Origin of the sequence: Gimesia chilikensis (assembly GCF_007744075.1) — a bacterium.
In the GTDB taxonomy this organism is placed as follows: Bacteria; Planctomycetota; Planctomycetia; order Planctomycetales; family Planctomycetaceae; genus Gimesia; species Gimesia chilikensis_A.
On the sequence record NZ_CP036266.1, the window covers coordinates 6,586,049 to 6,601,663 of the forward strand.

General features: G+C 54.2%; 17 protein-coding genes. 14 read left to right on the forward strand and 3 right to left on the reverse strand.

The features are described from left to right. The first annotated feature begins 132 nt into the window (after positions 1 to 132). The 11 genes from groES to HG66A1_RS24910 all read left to right on the forward strand — a co-directional run bounded on the left by groES (position 133) and on the right by HG66A1_RS24910 (position 10,413). Positions 133 to 423 (forward strand): co-chaperone GroES, encoded by a 291-nt coding sequence (gene groES, locus HG66A1_RS24860; RefSeq protein ID WP_145043434.1) that lies wholly within the window; start codon positions 133 to 135, stop codon positions 421 to 423. A gap of 161 nt (positions 424 to 584) precedes the next feature. After that, complete coding sequence (gene groL / locus HG66A1_RS24865; protein WP_145190555.1) at positions 585 to 2,204, forward strand: chaperonin GroEL; 1,620 nt, start codon at positions 585 to 587, stop codon at positions 2,202 to 2,204. Between the two features lie 175 nt (positions 2,205 to 2,379). Beyond that, a complete protein-coding gene (gene dnaJ / locus HG66A1_RS24870) occupies positions 2,380 to 3,516 on the forward strand; it encodes a molecular chaperone DnaJ (RefSeq protein ID WP_145190558.1) in 1,137 nt (378 codons plus the stop codon). Between the two features lie 86 nt (positions 3,517 to 3,602). After that, a complete protein-coding gene (gene grpE, locus HG66A1_RS24875; protein ID WP_145190561.1) occupies positions 3,603 to 4,160 on the forward strand; it encodes a nucleotide exchange factor GrpE in 558 nt (185 codons plus the stop codon). A gap of 40 nt (positions 4,161 to 4,200) precedes the next feature. Beyond that, positions 4,201 to 4,500, forward strand: coding sequence for an FmdB family zinc ribbon protein (locus tag HG66A1_RS24880; protein ID WP_145043443.1), 300 nt, complete (start codon positions 4,201 to 4,203; stop codon positions 4,498 to 4,500). A gap of 79 nt (positions 4,501 to 4,579) precedes the next feature. Beyond that, complete coding sequence (locus HG66A1_RS24885) at positions 4,580 to 4,789, forward strand: DNA gyrase inhibitor YacG (protein ID WP_145043445.1); 210 nt, start codon at positions 4,580 to 4,582, stop codon at positions 4,787 to 4,789. Next, positions 4,773 to 5,873, forward strand: coding sequence for a DMT family transporter (locus HG66A1_RS24890; RefSeq protein WP_145190566.1), 1,101 nt, complete (start codon positions 4,773 to 4,775; stop codon positions 5,871 to 5,873). The genes HG66A1_RS24885 and HG66A1_RS24890 overlap by 17 nt, the downstream gene beginning before the upstream one ends. Then, positions 5,860 to 6,486, forward strand: a complete 627-nt coding sequence (locus tag HG66A1_RS24895; protein WP_145190568.1) for a gamma carbonic anhydrase family protein — start codon at positions 5,860 to 5,862, stop codon at positions 6,484 to 6,486. The genes HG66A1_RS24890 and HG66A1_RS24895 overlap by 14 nt, the downstream gene beginning before the upstream one ends. Positions 6,487 to 6,627: 141 nt before the next feature. After that, positions 6,628 to 7,956 (forward strand): Gfo/Idh/MocA family protein, encoded by a 1,329-nt coding sequence (locus HG66A1_RS24900; protein ID WP_145190571.1) that lies wholly within the window; start codon positions 6,628 to 6,630, stop codon positions 7,954 to 7,956. Positions 7,957 to 8,277: 321 nt separating this feature from the next. Then, positions 8,278 to 9,006: a hypothetical protein gene (locus HG66A1_RS24905; RefSeq protein WP_145190573.1), complete on the forward strand. Its 729-nt coding sequence runs from the start codon at positions 8,278 to 8,280 to the stop codon at positions 9,004 to 9,006. Between the two features lie 57 nt (positions 9,007 to 9,063). Then, positions 9,064 to 10,413, forward strand: a complete 1,350-nt coding sequence (locus HG66A1_RS24910; protein WP_145190576.1) for a PQQ-binding-like beta-propeller repeat protein — start codon at positions 9,064 to 9,066, stop codon at positions 10,411 to 10,413. Between the two features lie 30 nt (positions 10,414 to 10,443). Here HG66A1_RS24910 and HG66A1_RS24915 read toward each other — a convergent pair whose 3' ends face one another. After that, entirely contained in the window at positions 10,444 to 10,863 is a 420-nt protein-coding gene (locus HG66A1_RS24915; RefSeq protein WP_145043458.1) for a secondary thiamine-phosphate synthase enzyme YjbQ, read from the reverse strand. 19 nt (positions 10,864 to 10,882) lie between these two features. Then, complete coding sequence (gene aroC / locus HG66A1_RS24920; protein ID WP_145190579.1) at positions 10,883 to 12,025, reverse strand: chorismate synthase; 1,143 nt, start codon at positions 12,023 to 12,025, stop codon at positions 10,883 to 10,885. Positions 12,026 to 12,251: 226 nt separating this feature from the next. On the opposite strand from aroC, the gene HG66A1_RS24925 reads away from it, so the two are divergent. Then, positions 12,252 to 13,004: a DUF1614 domain-containing protein gene (locus tag HG66A1_RS24925; RefSeq protein ID WP_145190582.1), complete on the forward strand. Its 753-nt coding sequence runs from the start codon at positions 12,252 to 12,254 to the stop codon at positions 13,002 to 13,004. On the opposite strand, the gene HG66A1_RS24930 is transcribed toward HG66A1_RS24925, so the two are convergent. Further along, positions 12,997 to 13,641: a TlpA disulfide reductase family protein gene (locus tag HG66A1_RS24930; RefSeq protein WP_145190585.1), complete on the reverse strand. Its 645-nt coding sequence runs from the start codon at positions 13,639 to 13,641 to the stop codon at positions 12,997 to 12,999. The two genes, HG66A1_RS24925 and HG66A1_RS24930, sit on opposite strands and share 8 nt — an antisense overlap. A gap of 126 nt (positions 13,642 to 13,767) precedes the next feature. Between HG66A1_RS24930 and HG66A1_RS24935 the strand changes: the two genes are divergently transcribed. Both HG66A1_RS24935 and HG66A1_RS24940 read left to right on the forward strand, forming a co-directional pair. Continuing rightward, entirely contained in the window at positions 13,768 to 14,574 is an 807-nt protein-coding gene (locus HG66A1_RS24935; protein ID WP_145190588.1) for a sulfite exporter TauE/SafE family protein, read from the forward strand. A 57-nt stretch (positions 14,575 to 14,631) separates the two neighbouring features. Further along, positions 14,632 to 15,591 (forward strand): M28 family peptidase, encoded by a 960-nt coding sequence (locus tag HG66A1_RS24940; RefSeq protein ID WP_232106671.1) that lies wholly within the window; start codon positions 14,632 to 14,634, stop codon positions 15,589 to 15,591. Positions 15,592 to 15,615: the final 24 nt, after the last annotated feature.

Below are 15,615 nucleotides of genomic sequence, written 5' to 3' on the forward strand. Positions count from 1 at the left end.
TCGTCGGTCTCTCTGCAGATCGATGGGGCCCTGTACCGGGCCCCGCCTGTTGTTTGTAACAATTTATACCGGGTCTGAATCCCGGCTTCACAAATACAACCAGACTTACTGGAATAATCGGGAGTTAACTTAATGGAACTGAATCCCCTTGATGACCGTATTGTTATTGAACCCAATGTTGCTGAAGAAACCACTGCCGGTGGTATCGTGCTGCCTGACACGGCACAGGAAAAGCCCCAGAGTGGCACCGTGATCGCCGTTGGTCCTGGACGTCTGCTGGAAAGTGGCGAACGCTGCCCGGTTGCCGTTGAAGTAGGCGACGAAGTTCTGTACGGCAAATACGGCGGAACCGACATCGAAGTTTCCGGCAAGGAAGTCAAGATTCTGCGCGAGAGCGACATTCTCGCCAAAATCATGAAATAAAGAACGTTCTTTTATCGGAATACCGGACTGAGACTGAACGTGCCCACGGCACTTCAGTCTCTGCTCTGAGTTGAGAATCTAATTCAAACCAAAATCACGCAGGGGAGAACGGAGCAATCCGATCAAATGTTCGTTCCTGTTAAACAGAGGAGTCAATAAGCGTGGCAAAGCAACTTTTGTTTGAAGATCGCGCACGTACCAAGCTGCAAAAAGGCGTGCAAACCATCAGCGACGCTGTAGCCATCACCATGGGCCCCACCGGGCGCAATGTGATCATCGATAAAAACTTTGGTAACCCCGTGGTCACCAAAGACGGTGTTACAGTCAGTAAAGAAGTGGAAGTCGAAGATCCCTTCGAAAACATGGGAGCCAAACTGGTCAATGAAGTCGCAACCAAGACCAGTGATATCGCTGGTGACGGTACGACCACTGCCACAGTTTTAGCTCGTTCCATCTACACCGAAGGTCTGCGTGGTCTTTCACTGGGTGCCAACCCGATGGTCGTTCGCCGTGGAATCGACAAAGCCGTTGAAGCAGCTGTCGAAGCCATCGAAGCCCTGGCCAAGCCGGTAACTGACAAAGCAGAAATTGCCCAGGTCGGTGCCATCTCCGCCAACAACGACAACGAAATCGGCAATCTCATCGCTGATGCAGTTGAAAAAGTCGGTCGCGATGGTGTAATCACCGTTGAAGAAGGTAAGGGTAACGAAACCACTCTCTCCTTCGCTGACGGGATGCAGTTCGACAAAGGTTACATTTCTCCCTACTTCGTGACTGACACTGAAGGCATGAAATGCATCCTGGAAGACTGCTACATTCTGATTCACGAATCCAAGATCTCCGCCCTGCGGGATCTGGTTCCACTGCTGGAAAAAGTGTCTCAGACCGGTAAACCCCTGCTGATCATCGCTGAAGATGTCGAAGGTGAGCCGCTGACCGCCCTGGTTGTGAACAAACTGCGTGGCGTTCTGAATATTGCTGCTGTGAAAGCTCCCGGCTTCGGTGACCGTCGTAAAGCCATGCTGGCTGACATCGCCGTTCTCACCGGTGGTACCGTGATCTCAGAAGACCTCGGCATCAAACTCGAATCTGTCGAACTGGCCCAGCTGGGACAGGCCAAACAGATCGAAATCACCAAAGACTCCTGCACTCTGATCGAAGGTGCCGGCGATACCGAAGCCCTGCAAGCGCGCGTCGCCCAGATCCGCGGACAGTTGCAGAAGACCGAAAGCGAATACGATCGCGAAAAATTCCAGGAACGCCTGGCAAAACTGACCGGCGGCGTCGCCATCATCTCTGTCGGTGCAGCCACCGAAGCAGAAATGAAACAGACCAAAGCCCGTATGGAAGATGCACTGCACGCAACTCGTGCTGCTGTCGAAGAAGGCATTCTTCCCGGCGGTGGCGTGGCTCTGCTGCGATCCATTGAAGCGGTCACCAAGGTCAAAGGCAAGAACGATGACGAGAAAATCGGTATCAACATTGTTGCCCGTGCCCTGGAAGGCCCGATTCGTCAGATCGCAGAAAACTGCGGTGTTGACGGTGCTGTGATCGCTGATGAAGTGAAAGCGCTGAGTGGCGCTCACGGATACAATGCCTACAGCGGCGAATATGTTGACATGTTCAAAGCCGGCATCATCGATCCTGCCAAGGTTGTCAAGAACGCTCTGAAAAACGCCGCCTCAATCGCAGGCCTGATGCTCACAACCCAGGTACTTATCACTCGCAGTGAAAGCACCGAAGGTGGTAAGCTGGCCAACGTTGAAGGCAGTGTAAGATAATTTCGGCTGCAGTCTGAAATCGAATTTCGAACTCAGACGAAATGATGTAATCTCAGACGGGCCGCCGAAATAAGGTGGCCCGTTTTTTTCAGTTCTGATTGAGCTGCTTGAAACCGAAATACCTCCGCAGCGGACCGGGGATATTTCGCTACTTTAAAATGATGAGTTTGTATTTATGGCAACGAAACGCGATTATTATGAAGTTCTCGGCGTATCGCGCGACGTGACCACGGTAGAGATCAAAAAAGCCTACAAGAAGATGGCGCTCGCCAATCACCCGGACCGTAACCCGGGTGACGAAGAAGCCATCAAACGGTTCAAGGAAGCTGCTGAAGCCTTCGAAGTTCTGGGCGACGATCAAAAACGGGCCCACTACGACCGCTACGGACATGCCGCCGATTTCGGCGCGGGGGGCGGACATCAGTTCCATGATGTGTCTGATATTTTCAGCGCATTCGGCGACCTGTTTGAAGGGTTCGGCTTCCGCGGCGGTTCCACACGCGGGGGAAATCGTCCGCGTCAGGGTGAGAGCCTGCGAACCAAAATCGAGATTGATCTGCTGGAAGCAGCTTCAGGCTGTGAACGCGAAATCCAGATCATGCGTCAGGAGCCCTGCGAAACCTGTCACGGTTCAGGAGCCAAACCGGGAACCGATCCTCAGGAATGTGATTACTGTGGCGGAGCCGGTCAGGTTGTGCAGTCCCAGGGCTTTTTCCGCGTTCAGACAACTTGTCCCCGCTGTCGTGGCGCCGGACAGGTGATTGTCGAAAAATGTTCGGACTGTCGCGGTGACGGACGCATCGCTAAGGAAATCACACTGGATATCAAAGTCCCTCCCGGAATTGATAACGGCATGCAACTCTGCCTGAGAGGCGAGGGCAACCCGGGCCAGAATGGTGGCCCGCGCGGTGATCTGTATGTCGTCGTCAGCGTCGATGAACACCCCTTGTTCCGTCGCCAGGAACAGGAACTGAGTTGTCATGTCCCGATTACCTATACTCAGGCGGTTCTGGGGGCCGAGATTGAAATCCCCACACTGGAAGGACGGCACGAACTGAAGATCAAAGCTGGAACACAGCCGGGTGAAGTCTACCGCCTGAAAGGGCTGGGCATGCCGAATCCGCATGGCGGACGACGCGGAGATCTGCATGTGATCGTGCAGATTGATGTGCCTCGTAAAATTTCAGAGCGGGAAGAAGAACTGCTCCGGGAACTGGCTGAAATCGAACACTCGGAAGTTTCCAAGCATCGCAGCCCGAGTCGGGTTTCGTTTTTCGATAAACTCAAGGAATATTTCACGCACGCTGAATGATCAGAGTTGGTCAATCACAGTCGAGATCGTTTTCAACGATTCATCTTCTTAATTTTAATAGATAGAGTTAGTTACAGGTCAGAAGCATGACAGATCAGGAACAACCAGAAGACATTCAGAATCAGACACAGGAATCTGCTGCTGCCGAAACGGAAGCAGCAGAGAACTCAGCCTCAGTCGAAGCACAGCTCGAAACCGCTCTGGCTGAACGCGATGAAAACCAGAACCGTTTTCTGCGTTCCCAGGCTGAGCTGGATAACACACGCAAACGTCATCAGCGGGAACTGGCTGAACTGCGTCAGTACGCAGCAGCACCTTTTGTGCAGGACATGCTCCCCGCACTGGATAACCTGAAACGGGCCGTGGAAGCTGCTGAAAACGCAGACAACGTCAACGACCTGAAGCTCGGTGTCGAAATGGTAGCCAAGCAGATCCTGGATGTCTTCGCGAAAAATAATGTCAAAGCCATTGAAGCGGTCGGACAGCCCTTTGATCCGAACCTGCACGAAGCTTTACAGCAGATGCCTTCTGACGAATATCCATCGATGACTGTCATCCAGGAACTGGAGCAGGGCTTTATCCTGAACGACCGGGTGGTGCGTCCGAGTAAAGTGATTGTCTCCTCGGGACCAGCTGAAAACTGATCAGTATTCTATATTCACTGTTTTTTGAGAGAATCGAAAGATGCCAACGTACGATTACGAATGCTCCCAGTGTCATCACCAGTGGGAAGTGTTTCAGTCCATCACTGCCAAGCCACTTCGTAAATGCCCGGAGTGTGGCAAGCTGAAAGCCAAACGCATCATTGGTGCTGGCGGCGGTATCATTTTCAAGGGAAGCGGTTTTTACGAAACGGATTACCGCAGCAGTTCTTACAAAAAGGCTGCTGCAGCTGACTCTAAAGCACAGTCCGCCAGTTCCGAATCCAAAAGTTCCAGCAGCGACTCCGGATCCTCTTCCAAGAGCGGTTCCAAGGATTCCTGATTACCTTTGAAATTTGACCGGGAATGATCTATAAGAGAATCAGACGCCGATTCAGCTACTCTTTTCGTCTGAGGCTCCCATGATCCAACCTCAAACCTGCCCCATTTGCCGCAAGGTCGTCACTACAAAAGCTGGTGACGACCAGTCTGCTTTTCCATTCTGCAGCAAGAAGTGCCGGGATGTCGATTTCTTCCGCTGGTCTGATGGACGCTATGCCATTGTGGAAGATCTGGATCCACGGCTGATCGAATTGCAGCGCCTGGAGCAAGAGGGTGAACAAGATTTCTAACGCGTCTTCAGCGAACCCTTCTGATTCCGCCGCGACAGATCAGAGTGAGAATCAGGCGAGCGAAGGCTTGTCTCCCGTAGTCAAAGGCACACTGTTCGGGTTGCTTTCTGCGCTGGCCTACACAGCCGCCAACATCTCACTACGGGAAGCCGCGGTCGACAATAACGCCGACTGGGCCATCTGGATCTCCGCGTTGAAATCCATTCCCGCAACCATTGTGGGCTGGACGCTGGTTGCCTATCGCGGTTCCAGAGGATTACCGGCTCTGCCTCCCAGCCGTCTGGTCATTCCACTGATCCTGACCGGGCTGCTCATGCAGTTCGGCGGGAACGTCATGTTCCAATGGTCGCTGAGCCTCGGTGGACTTGCCTTCACGGTTCCGCTCTGTTTTGCGACCCTGCTCGCCACCGGGGCCATCCTGGGACGCCTGTTCCTGGAAGAGGCGATTACCCCGCGCATGTTTGCTTCCATGGTCATCCTGACGGCTGCCATTGTCGTACTCAGCCTGGGGGCGCATCAGGCGGAAGAATCTGTATTCGAACACATGGAGCACCATACCCGCTCCATGGTGACGGTTGCTCTGACCATCTTTGTTGCCTGTGTGGCTGGCTGCGCTTATGGAGCCGGTGGGGTCATGATTCGTGGAACCGTGCGCGGAGAGATGTCGATCTCCGCGTCACTGGTACTCATCAGTACGACCGGTATGGTCTGCCTGACAGGCGTGGCCTTCTATCGGCTTGGCATCGAGATCCTGTGGGTCACGACTCCCTGGCAATACCTGGTGATGCTGGTGGGTGGCATCATGAATGCCATCGCCTTCTTTGCCATTGGTGCGTCCATGAAGCACCTCACGGTCACACGCGTCAACCTGCTTAATGCCTCGCAGACCGCGATGGCTGCGTTTGCCGGCGTCTTCTTTTTTGATGAAAAACTGACGGTCTGGCTCTTGAGCGGAACGGCGCTGACGATCGGCGGTCTGTTCCTGATGGAGAAGAAACGCCCCGCGATCCCCAACAGTTCACTTTCCAAGACGTCACCAGATGACTCGACGCAACAGGAGGTCAGCTCGCATGAACAACCTTGAATCATCACCAGAATGGCCTCTCAAAGCAGATAGCATCCCGACGCCTCCGGAACTGCCTTATCCTGATGTCGACTGTGACTGGGAAGCGCTGCACTCCTATCCGGTCATCGATCCAACCGCCTGGGTGACTCCCGATGCCATCGTCACGGGACGCGTGCGGCTCAAAGCCCGCAGCACAATCTGGCATCAGTGTGTCTTACGGGGCGACCTGGAATATATCGAAGTTGGCGCAGAGACGAACGTGCAGGACGGCTCGGTGCTGCACACCGATTATGGACATCCCTGTATCCTCGGAGATCGGGTGACGCTCGGACACGCGGCGATCGTGCATGGCTCTGTGGTGGAAGACGATGCCATGATCGCGATTGGCGCCACGGTCCTCAGCCGCTGTGTCATTGGAAAAGGCGCGTTGATCGCTGCAGGGGCGCTGGTACGGGAAGGCATCCATGTCCCCCCCGGGACACTCTGGGCCGGCTGTCCTGCCCGCCAGATCAAAGTCCTCACGCCGCAACAACAGGAACGCCTGCAGGCTACCTGGCAGCATTATGTAAATCTCGGTGCGGCCAGCCTGGAGCGGTTCGGTCGCGAGCATATTGACCGGCTCACTCAGTAAACAACGCGTTATCTGTTCACGAGTTCAAGGCTCTGCAAAAAACTACCAGCAGATCGCATTTTTGCCTCGTAAACAGAGTAGCCGCTATGGTATCCTAAAGCATCAATTTTGTAATGAAACTAATTAACTCAGGATCCTCTTATGAATACTGAAAAGACTTCAACTCCCGCGTCGACGACGCGTCGTGATTTCATCAAATCCAGTTCTGCAGCTGTCGCTGCATCGACTCTGACAGGCAGTGTCTTTGCTGGAACATCTCCCTCAGCCGCACTGCAATCCAGTGTGTTTGCCGCCGGCAGCGATGAAATCCGCGTTGGTCTGGTGGGCTGTGGTGGTCGTGGAACCGGGGCAGCCGCCCAGGCACTCGCCGCTGACAAAAACGCCAGACTGGTCGCGATGGGTGACACGTTCTACGATCATCTGGATAAGAGTTATAAGAACCTGAAAAAGAACCCCGTTGGCGAACAGGTGCAGGTCGACGCGGATCATAAATTCGTCGGCTTTGATTCCTATCAGAAAGTCATCGACTGTGTGGACGTGGTTCTGCTGACCACACCGCCTCACTTCCGCCCCATGCAGTTGCGGGCCGCGATTGAAGCCGGAAAACACGTCTTCGCTGAAAAGCCGGTCGCCGTCGATGCACCGGGTGTTCGTTCCGTCATGGAAACCTGTAAGCTGGCCAAAGAGAAAAACCTGTCGATCGTATCGGGTCTCTGCTGGCGCTATCACCAGGGTATGCGGGAAACCTTCAAGCAGATTCATGAAGGGGCCGTCGGCGATGTGATGGCAATCCAGTGCAGCTACAACACCCGCGGTCTGTGGATGTTCAAGCGGGAGCCGGAATGGAGCGATATGGAATGGCAGATGCGCAACTGGCTCTATTTCACCTGGTTGTCTGGTGACTTCAACACCGAACAGCATGTCCACAGCCTGGATAAAATGGCCTGGACAATGAACGACCAGACGCCAATCTCCTGCAGTGGTACTGGTGGCCGCCAGACACGTACCGGCAAAGAGTACGGTCACATTTACGACCACTTCGCGATCGTCTACGAATATTCCAACGGAGTCAAAGGCTTCAGCCGCTGCCGTCAGCAGGATGGTTGTGCTGTCGATGTATCAGACCACGTATTCGGCACCAAGGGTCGCGTCGATGTCTTCAAGCATCGTATCTACGATCCCAAAGGGGAAAAGACCTGGCAGTTCCGCGACAAAAGCAAAAACATGTACCAGGTCGAGCACGATGAATTCTTCGAAAGCATCCGCTCCGGCAATCCGATCAACAATGGTGACTACATGACCAAGAGCACCATGCTGGCGATCATGGGTCGTATGGCTGCTTATACCGGTAAGAGCATTACCTGGGACGAAGCTATGAATTCGCAGGAAGACCTGACTCCCGCAAGTTACGAGTGGGGCCCGATGCCGGTTCCGCCCGTCGCCATGCCGGGCATCACCGCTTTTAAATAATCCGATTCAGCTGAAGGACACTGATCACTTCAGCACGAATCGCAGAGACCAACGCCCGCAGGCTGACTGCGGGCGTTTTTTTGTTTCAATCAGCTGACTTTGGAGTCATCTTTCGAACTTAATGAAATTCTGGTGAAAGACGAGTTTTTCGAAACATTTTCTCGTCTTCCGTGTTTGATCTTTGTAGCTTGAGTTCCAGCAGTTACGTTAAGACTGGCAAGATCGGGCAGAGCTTCGTCTGCCCCCTTTCGACAGTCTTTTCCGTAACCTTGTTGATAGAATCAACTTAACATTTCTAATTTCCAGTTCGGAGACTCTCAGATGCGTTTGACTCGTCTACTTTCAGTTGGCACGACCCTGCTCGCTATCAGTGCCACAAGCATGCTTTCAGCTCAACCTCCTGAAGGAGGAGACCGTCCCGAGCGTGGTAATCGCCCCGAAGGTCGTGAACGGGGTCCCCGTGATGGGGAACGTGGGCCACGTGATGGTGAACGTGGTCCGCGTGATCGTGGTCCGGGCGGACGTGGCAATTTCATGATGATGCTCCCCATTTTCGTCGTCCTGGACGTCAACAAAGACGGTGAAATCTCCAAAGAAGAGATGGAAAACGCCACTGCCTCGCTGAAGAAACTGGACAAAGATAAAGACGGGAAACTGTCACAGGAAGAACTGCGTCCCGACTTCGGTAACTTTGGTCGTCGTGATGGCGATCGTCGTGGTCCTGGTGGCGGATTCGGTGGTGGCTTCGGACGTCGCGATGGCGATGGTGGCGGGGACTTCGTGGAACGCATGATGGCCAACGACAAAAACAAAGACGGGAAAATTACCAAGGACGAGCTTCCCGAACGTATGCAGAGAATGTTCGATAACATCGACACCAACAAGGACAAGGCGCTGGATAAAGCAGAACTGACTAAAACTGCAGAACAGTTCAACGCTCGCTTCCGTTCGCGTGGTGGAGACCGTGGTGACCGTGGTGGTGATCGGGGACGTCGCAACTCAGACGGCGATCGCCCGAAACGCCCCGAATCGGACAACTCTGATAACTAAAGACCCATTATTTCCGTCTGGTTCACCAGCGCATCCTGTTTTTCAAAGGACGATTTTATGCAGTCCCGCGTTGCTGTCTTCGCTTTGTTGATGCTGATTTCCTCAAGCGTTCAGGCAGACTGGATGCGTTTTCGGGGACCAAACGGATCGGGTGTTTCTGACGAAACACAAGCTACGCCTGCCGAGTGGAGTAGTCAGAAAAACCTGAAATGGAAAGTGGCTCTACCAGGTCCCGGTTCATCCAGCCCGATCATTGTGGGTGACAAAGTGTTTGTCACCTGCTGGTCGGGCTACGGGATGAGCCGGAATGAGCCGCCCGGAGACCAGAAAGATCTCAGACGACATCTGATCTGCCTGGATCGCAAGACCGGGAAAGTACTCTGGGATCGCAGCGTGAAACCGGTACTGCCCGAAGATGTCTATACCGGAATGTTCGCCGAACACGGCTTCGCCTCACATACTCCCACTTCGGATGGGAAACACGTCTACGCCTATTTCGGCAAGTCGGGAGCCGTCGCGTACGACATGGAAGGCAAGCAACTCTGGCAGACCATCATCGGAGATGAACTTGATCCCCGTCGCTGGGGCTCGTCTTCCAGTCCGATTCTCTACAAAGACCTGCTGATCGTCACTGCTTCTGCAGAGAGTGAAGCCATGGTGGCCCTCAATAATGAAACCGGTAAGGAAGTCTGGCGTCAGGAATCAACGGGTTTCAACGCCACCTGGGGGACTCCCATCGTTGTCCCCGTCAACCAGGAGCGGACCGACCTGGTGATCGGCGTCCCTTATGAAATCTGGGGACTGAATCCTGAAAATGGAAAACTCCGCTGGTACTGTGAAGCCATGGACACAGACACTTACTGTTCCAGTGTGATCGCCGGCAAGGACGGCGTGGTGTATGGCATCGAAGGACGCGGTGGTGGATCGATCGCCGTCAAGGTAGACGGCAGTGGCGATGTGACCAAGTCAAACGTGCTCTGGTCGGGCCGGGATGCGAATCGTATCGAAACACCGATCCTTTATGATGGACGCATCTATTTCTTCTCGCGTGGCATCGTGAACTGCATCGATGCCAAAACGGGCGAACGGATCTTCCGAGGCCGACTGGAATCCGATAGCGGATTAACGGCCAGTGAAGAACCCGCCAGAGGCGGTGGTTTTGGCGGACGACGGGGAGGCGGCGGTTTCCGCGGCAGTGATTATTCCTCGCCAGTGGCTGCAGATGGTAAAATCTATTTCGTCTCCCGCTCCGGTGAAACGTACGTGATTAAAGCCAGCGACAAACTGGAACAGCTGGCCGTCAATCGTCTGACAACCGACGAAGAAGATTTCAGCGCCTCACCTGCCATCGATGGGGGCGACCTGTTTATCCGCTCGGACAAGCACCTGTATTGTGTCGGCAAATAAGCTGTGGTGACAGGCGCTGGTCAACAGCGCCTATTCGCCTTGAATCGTGACGACCAGTCGTCGGCTGCCGCCGTGGTTACGATGCTCGCAGAGATAAATCCCCTGCCAGGTACCCAGGCAGAGACGCCCGCCGCTGATGGGGATCGTCAACGAATTTCCAATCATGGATGCTTTCACATGCGCCGGCATGTCATCGGGGCCTTCGCAGGTATGAATATAGGGAAACGATTCCGGGGCGATCTTGTTGAACGACATTTCCAGATCGACGGGGACATCCGGATCCGCATTCTCATTAATCGAGAGTGAGGCGGAGGTATGCATGATGAAGACATGCATCAACCCGGTTTCAATCTGGGACAGTTCAGGAACTTCGCTGAGCACTTCCCGTGTGACGATATGAAAACCGCGCGGCAGCGCGGGCAGTCGGATCTGTTTCTGTATCCAGGCCATGAGATAAGGCTCCTTCCTGTTAGACGTGGTCGGGCCGCTCCGGTGTCGCTTCGCACTGCGCCCGCCAGCGTAACCAGTGATCAGCCAGCGTTATGGCCAGCATGGCTTCCGCGATGGGGACGAACCGGGGCAGCAGGCAGGGATCGTGACGGCCCTTGGTACGGATCGTCGTTGCTTCTCCTGAGCGGGTCACGGTGGGCTGTTCAATCAGCAGGCTGCTGGTTGGCTTCACTGCGGCACGGAACACCAGCGGCTGTCCGGTGGAAATGCCACCCAGGCTACCACCATGTCGATTGGAATCGGTGCTGATGACCGGCGTACCCTCGTGTTGTTCCGCGACAAAGTGATCGTTATTCTCGCTTCCCCGCATGGTGGCACAGCCAAAACCGGAACCATATTCGACTCCCAGCACGGCCGGGATGCTGAATAATGCTTTTGCGATGTCTGCCTTGAGTTTGTCGAATACCGGCTCACCCAGTCCCGGAGGAACATTCAGAGCCACGACTTCCGCGACACCGCCAATTGAATCCCCGTCTTTGCGGATCTGATCAATGAACGAGATCATCTCCTGTGCCAGACCGTGGTCCGGACAGCGCACGGGATTCGGTGTCCCATCGGCAAACTGTTCGACCTGTTCTGTGGTGATCGTGGTGGGATCGGCGATCTCGGCTTTGAGATGCCCTACCTGGGTGACATAGCCGACGATCTGTCCGCCGAAGGCCGTCTGCAGGATTTTCTTGGCGACCACCCCCGCGGCTACGCGCACATTGGTCTCACGTGCACTGGAACGCCCGCCACCACGATAATCGCGGAAACCGTACTTGGCGTCATAAGTGTAGTCGGCGTGTCCGGGGCGATACTTGTCTTTGATATCGCTGTAGTCTTTGCTCCGCTGATCCTCGTTCCGGATCAGGATGGCAAGACTCGTGCCGGTGGTCACACCTTCGAAGACGCCCGCCAGAATTTCCGGATGATCGGCTTCTTTCCGCTGAGTGACGATCTTGCTCTGCCCGGGTTTCCGCCGGTTGAGGTCGACGAGCAGATCTTCCACGCTTATCGGGATTCCCGGGGGAACACCATCAATAATAACTACGTTGCCCGGACCGTGGCTTTCGCCAGCTGTTGTGATCCGAAAGGCTTGTCCAAATGAATTTCCTGCCATACTTTGAATTGTAGCGGGACGTCGGGGAAAATCATCCTCACCAGATGTATCTGGTAGTCGAATTCACCGAGAAGGTAGGAATTGTTCGGAATATTCCCGCTGAAAACCTGCAGAATTGCGACTTCAGCCGCTAAAATGTCGCGGGAGTCGGCCCGGCGCGCCGGTCTCCTGTGTAAATGTATCTAAAAGCCGCTCTGTCGCAGAGATAGACTGGAAAGAGTAACCCGTGTCGAGCCCGCAACCGAATCCCTACGCTAATGCCCAGGCCGCTGGCTGCATGCTGTTCAGCCTGATGATCTTTCTGGGATGCATCCTGCCCCTGATGTTCGTGAATCTGGCAGAAACCGCACTGAGAAACCTGCATTTGAGCCCCATGGCTGCGGTTCTGGTCCTGTTCGGCATGATCTTCGGTTCGCTGATCAACTTCCCCATCGCCCGCTTCCCGCTGGATAAAGAGGTGAATGTTCCCTACTTTGGCCCCCTGGGAGGTGTGCAGATCATGCCTCAGATGCAGAAACTGCGTCAGGAAGCGATCGTGGCCGTCAATCTGGGAGGCTGTGTCATTCCTGTCCTGCTGGCGATCTGGCTCTCGCGATACATCTTTGCAGGAGGTCAGACACCCACCCTGGCCATGATTTTCGGCATGGCATTGAATATTCTGATCTGCAACCGCACCTCGCGGCTGGTACCCGGTATGGGAATTGTGATTCCGTTTTTCATCCCTCCGCTGGTGGCTGTCTGCTCCACAATTCTGGGCTTTGGAATCCTCGCCCCGATGGCGGGTGAAGTCGGTCGCGACTTCGAAGCACTGCGTGCCCCGGTTGCTTTCGTGATTGGAATCTCCGGCCCCCTGATCGGTGCTGACCTGATGCACTGGAATGACTTCAAAAAACTGGAAGCCCCCTCCATCAGCATTGGTGGCGCGGGAACCTGGGACGGGATTGTCCTCTCCGGTCTGATCGCGGCCCTGGTTATTTAGTCTGCTGCTGTTCGACAAGAGATTTCAGAAAGGGGATCACATCCTTCTGATAGGTATAGCCCCCTTTGCCATAGTAACCATGATCATTGTCAAAGCGTTTAGCGACTTTCCCCTGGCGATCATAAACATAGGTCGCGGGCATCGAAGCCAGCTCGATGGAAGGGAAGAATTCCTCAGCGGCAACATTACTCAGGATATTGGGAAAGTGCGCCCGCTGTTTTGTCAGGAACTGCTTCACCTGAGGGCGGAATGATTCCGGCGAGTGCCGTTTCCCGCCGAAGTAATCACAATTGAACGAGATGCAGACCACCGATTCAGGAAACCGCTGCTGCAGAGCGACGAAATCCGGGAACTCCTGTATGCAGGGGGGACAGGAGGTCGACCAGAGATCGACGACAACAATCTGGCCGGCGTGTTCTCGAATCAGTTCTTCAACACGCCGCCAGTCCCCGATTTCCAGCGGAACGGGAGTAACCGACTCATTGGACGCCTGGGAAGGGGAAGCAGCCTCAGTGAGATCCGTCGATTCCGACGACTCGCAGGCAGAGCTCAATATCAGAAGTGTCGAACAGAAAACGGTGGTCCAGAACGACTTTTCCTCAAAAAAGATTACGGGGGTTTGCCGTAAATTCACCATGATTGACTTGGTACTCTGCTGCGGAAACTTTTACACTGAGACGCCGATAGCATGCATTATACCCCCCGATGCAGGTGACGACCATCGGTAACTCATTCCCCCGAGACAGAATAGAAAGTCAATCCCTTGGACTGGTGGCAGAATTTATTACTGGCTGGCGTCGGTGTGATTGCAGGTATGCTGAATGTTCTGGCCGGCGGTGGCTCTCTGATCGTGATGCCAACGATGATCTTTCTGGGAATTCCAGGGGCCGTCACAAATGGAACGGCCCGCGTGGCAATCCTGGGACAGAACCTCACAGCGATCGCCGGTTTCAGACAGAAGGGATTTTCCGACTTCAAACTCAGCTTTTCCCTGGCGCTGTGTGCGTTACCCGGTACTTTTCTGGGAGCGTTTCTGGGAACCAAAATCACAGGTGTCTGGTTCAACCGTATCCTGGCAACCGTGATGCTGGGCGTGCTGGTCTCGATGATTCTGGGGCAACGCAAAAAGAAAAAGCCCCCACAGAATGTCACTGAGGAACCGACCGCCGGTTCACAGGAAGCGAGTACGGTAGCAACCGAGCCTGCAGAATCCACAGGCCATTCGGTGGCAGGACACCTGTTGATGGTACTGGCTGGCTTTTATGGCGGTTTCATTCAGGCAGGGATCGGGTTTATCCTGATTGCGATCATGAACAACCTGATGAAGATCGATCTGGTCCGCACGAACATGCATAAGGTCTTCATCGTCGCAATTTACACCATTGCCGCCATCGGCATTTTTGCCTGGCAGGGTAAAATATACTGGGCAACCGGATTGTACCTGACAGTAGGGATGTCCGTTGGGGGCTGGATCGGCTCACACCTGGCGGTGAGTAAAGGAGAGTCATTCATACGCACGGTGCTGTATGTGGCTATAGTTTGTATGTCGATCCGGTTATTATTGATGTAGAATCTACCTTCGCGGGATGACTATTTTTGAACGGATTTTTCAGATAGCAGGCAGGAAATGCAATTTACCCAGGCAGGCAGACGCGTTCTCTTATTCTTTTTCCCGTTGATGATCGGGACTGTGTACTTCTTCTGTCTGGTAAACCACACTTGTGCCGCCGAGCCTGAATTCAATGCCTCCCGTTCATTCGGCTACCTCACGAAAATCTGCCGCCTGAAGTCGCGGGTCAGCGGTTCGACCGGCATGGCGGAACAGCAGAAACTGATCGCCGAACATTTTCGCGAGCTGAAGGCCCAGGTTAAGTTTCAGTCCTTCGATGCGCCGCATCCCATCCGGGGCACTCCCGTGCGGATGAACAACATGATCGTCAGCTGGAATCCGGATGCCAAACAACGCATCCTGCTGGCCTGTCATTACGACACACGTCCGTTTCCCGATCGCGACCGCTACAACCCGCAGGGTCTGTTCATCGGTGCGAACGATGGTGCAAGCGGCGTCGCCTTTCTGATGGAACTCGGCAACCTGATGTCCGAGCTCAAAATCAGCCATGGCTACGGAGTCGATTTCGTTTTCTTTGACGGCGAAGAGCTGGTCTACCGACAGAACGATCCCTATTTTCTGGGTTCCAAGTATTTCGCAAACCAATATAAATCGGAACCGCGCGACTACGAATACGTATACGGCGTGCTGTTCGACATGATTGCCGATAAAAATCTCGCGATCTACATGGAAAAGAACAGTATCAAGTATGCTCCACAGCTGACGCGCAGCATCTGGCTGGCAGCACAAAAAGTGGGGGTCAGGCAGTTCATCCCCCAGGCAAAATTTGAGATCCGCGACGATCATTTACCCTTGAATGAAATCGCGGGGATTCCGACCTGCGACATCATCGACTTCGATTACCCGGCCTGGCATACCACACGGGATGTTCCCCGTGCCTGCTCGGGTGCGAGCCTGGAAAAAGTAGGCAAAGTCATGATTTACTGGCTACAAAATATTCCCGAAGTTAAAAACTAAACTTGAACCAGGGCGCGTGGCGAA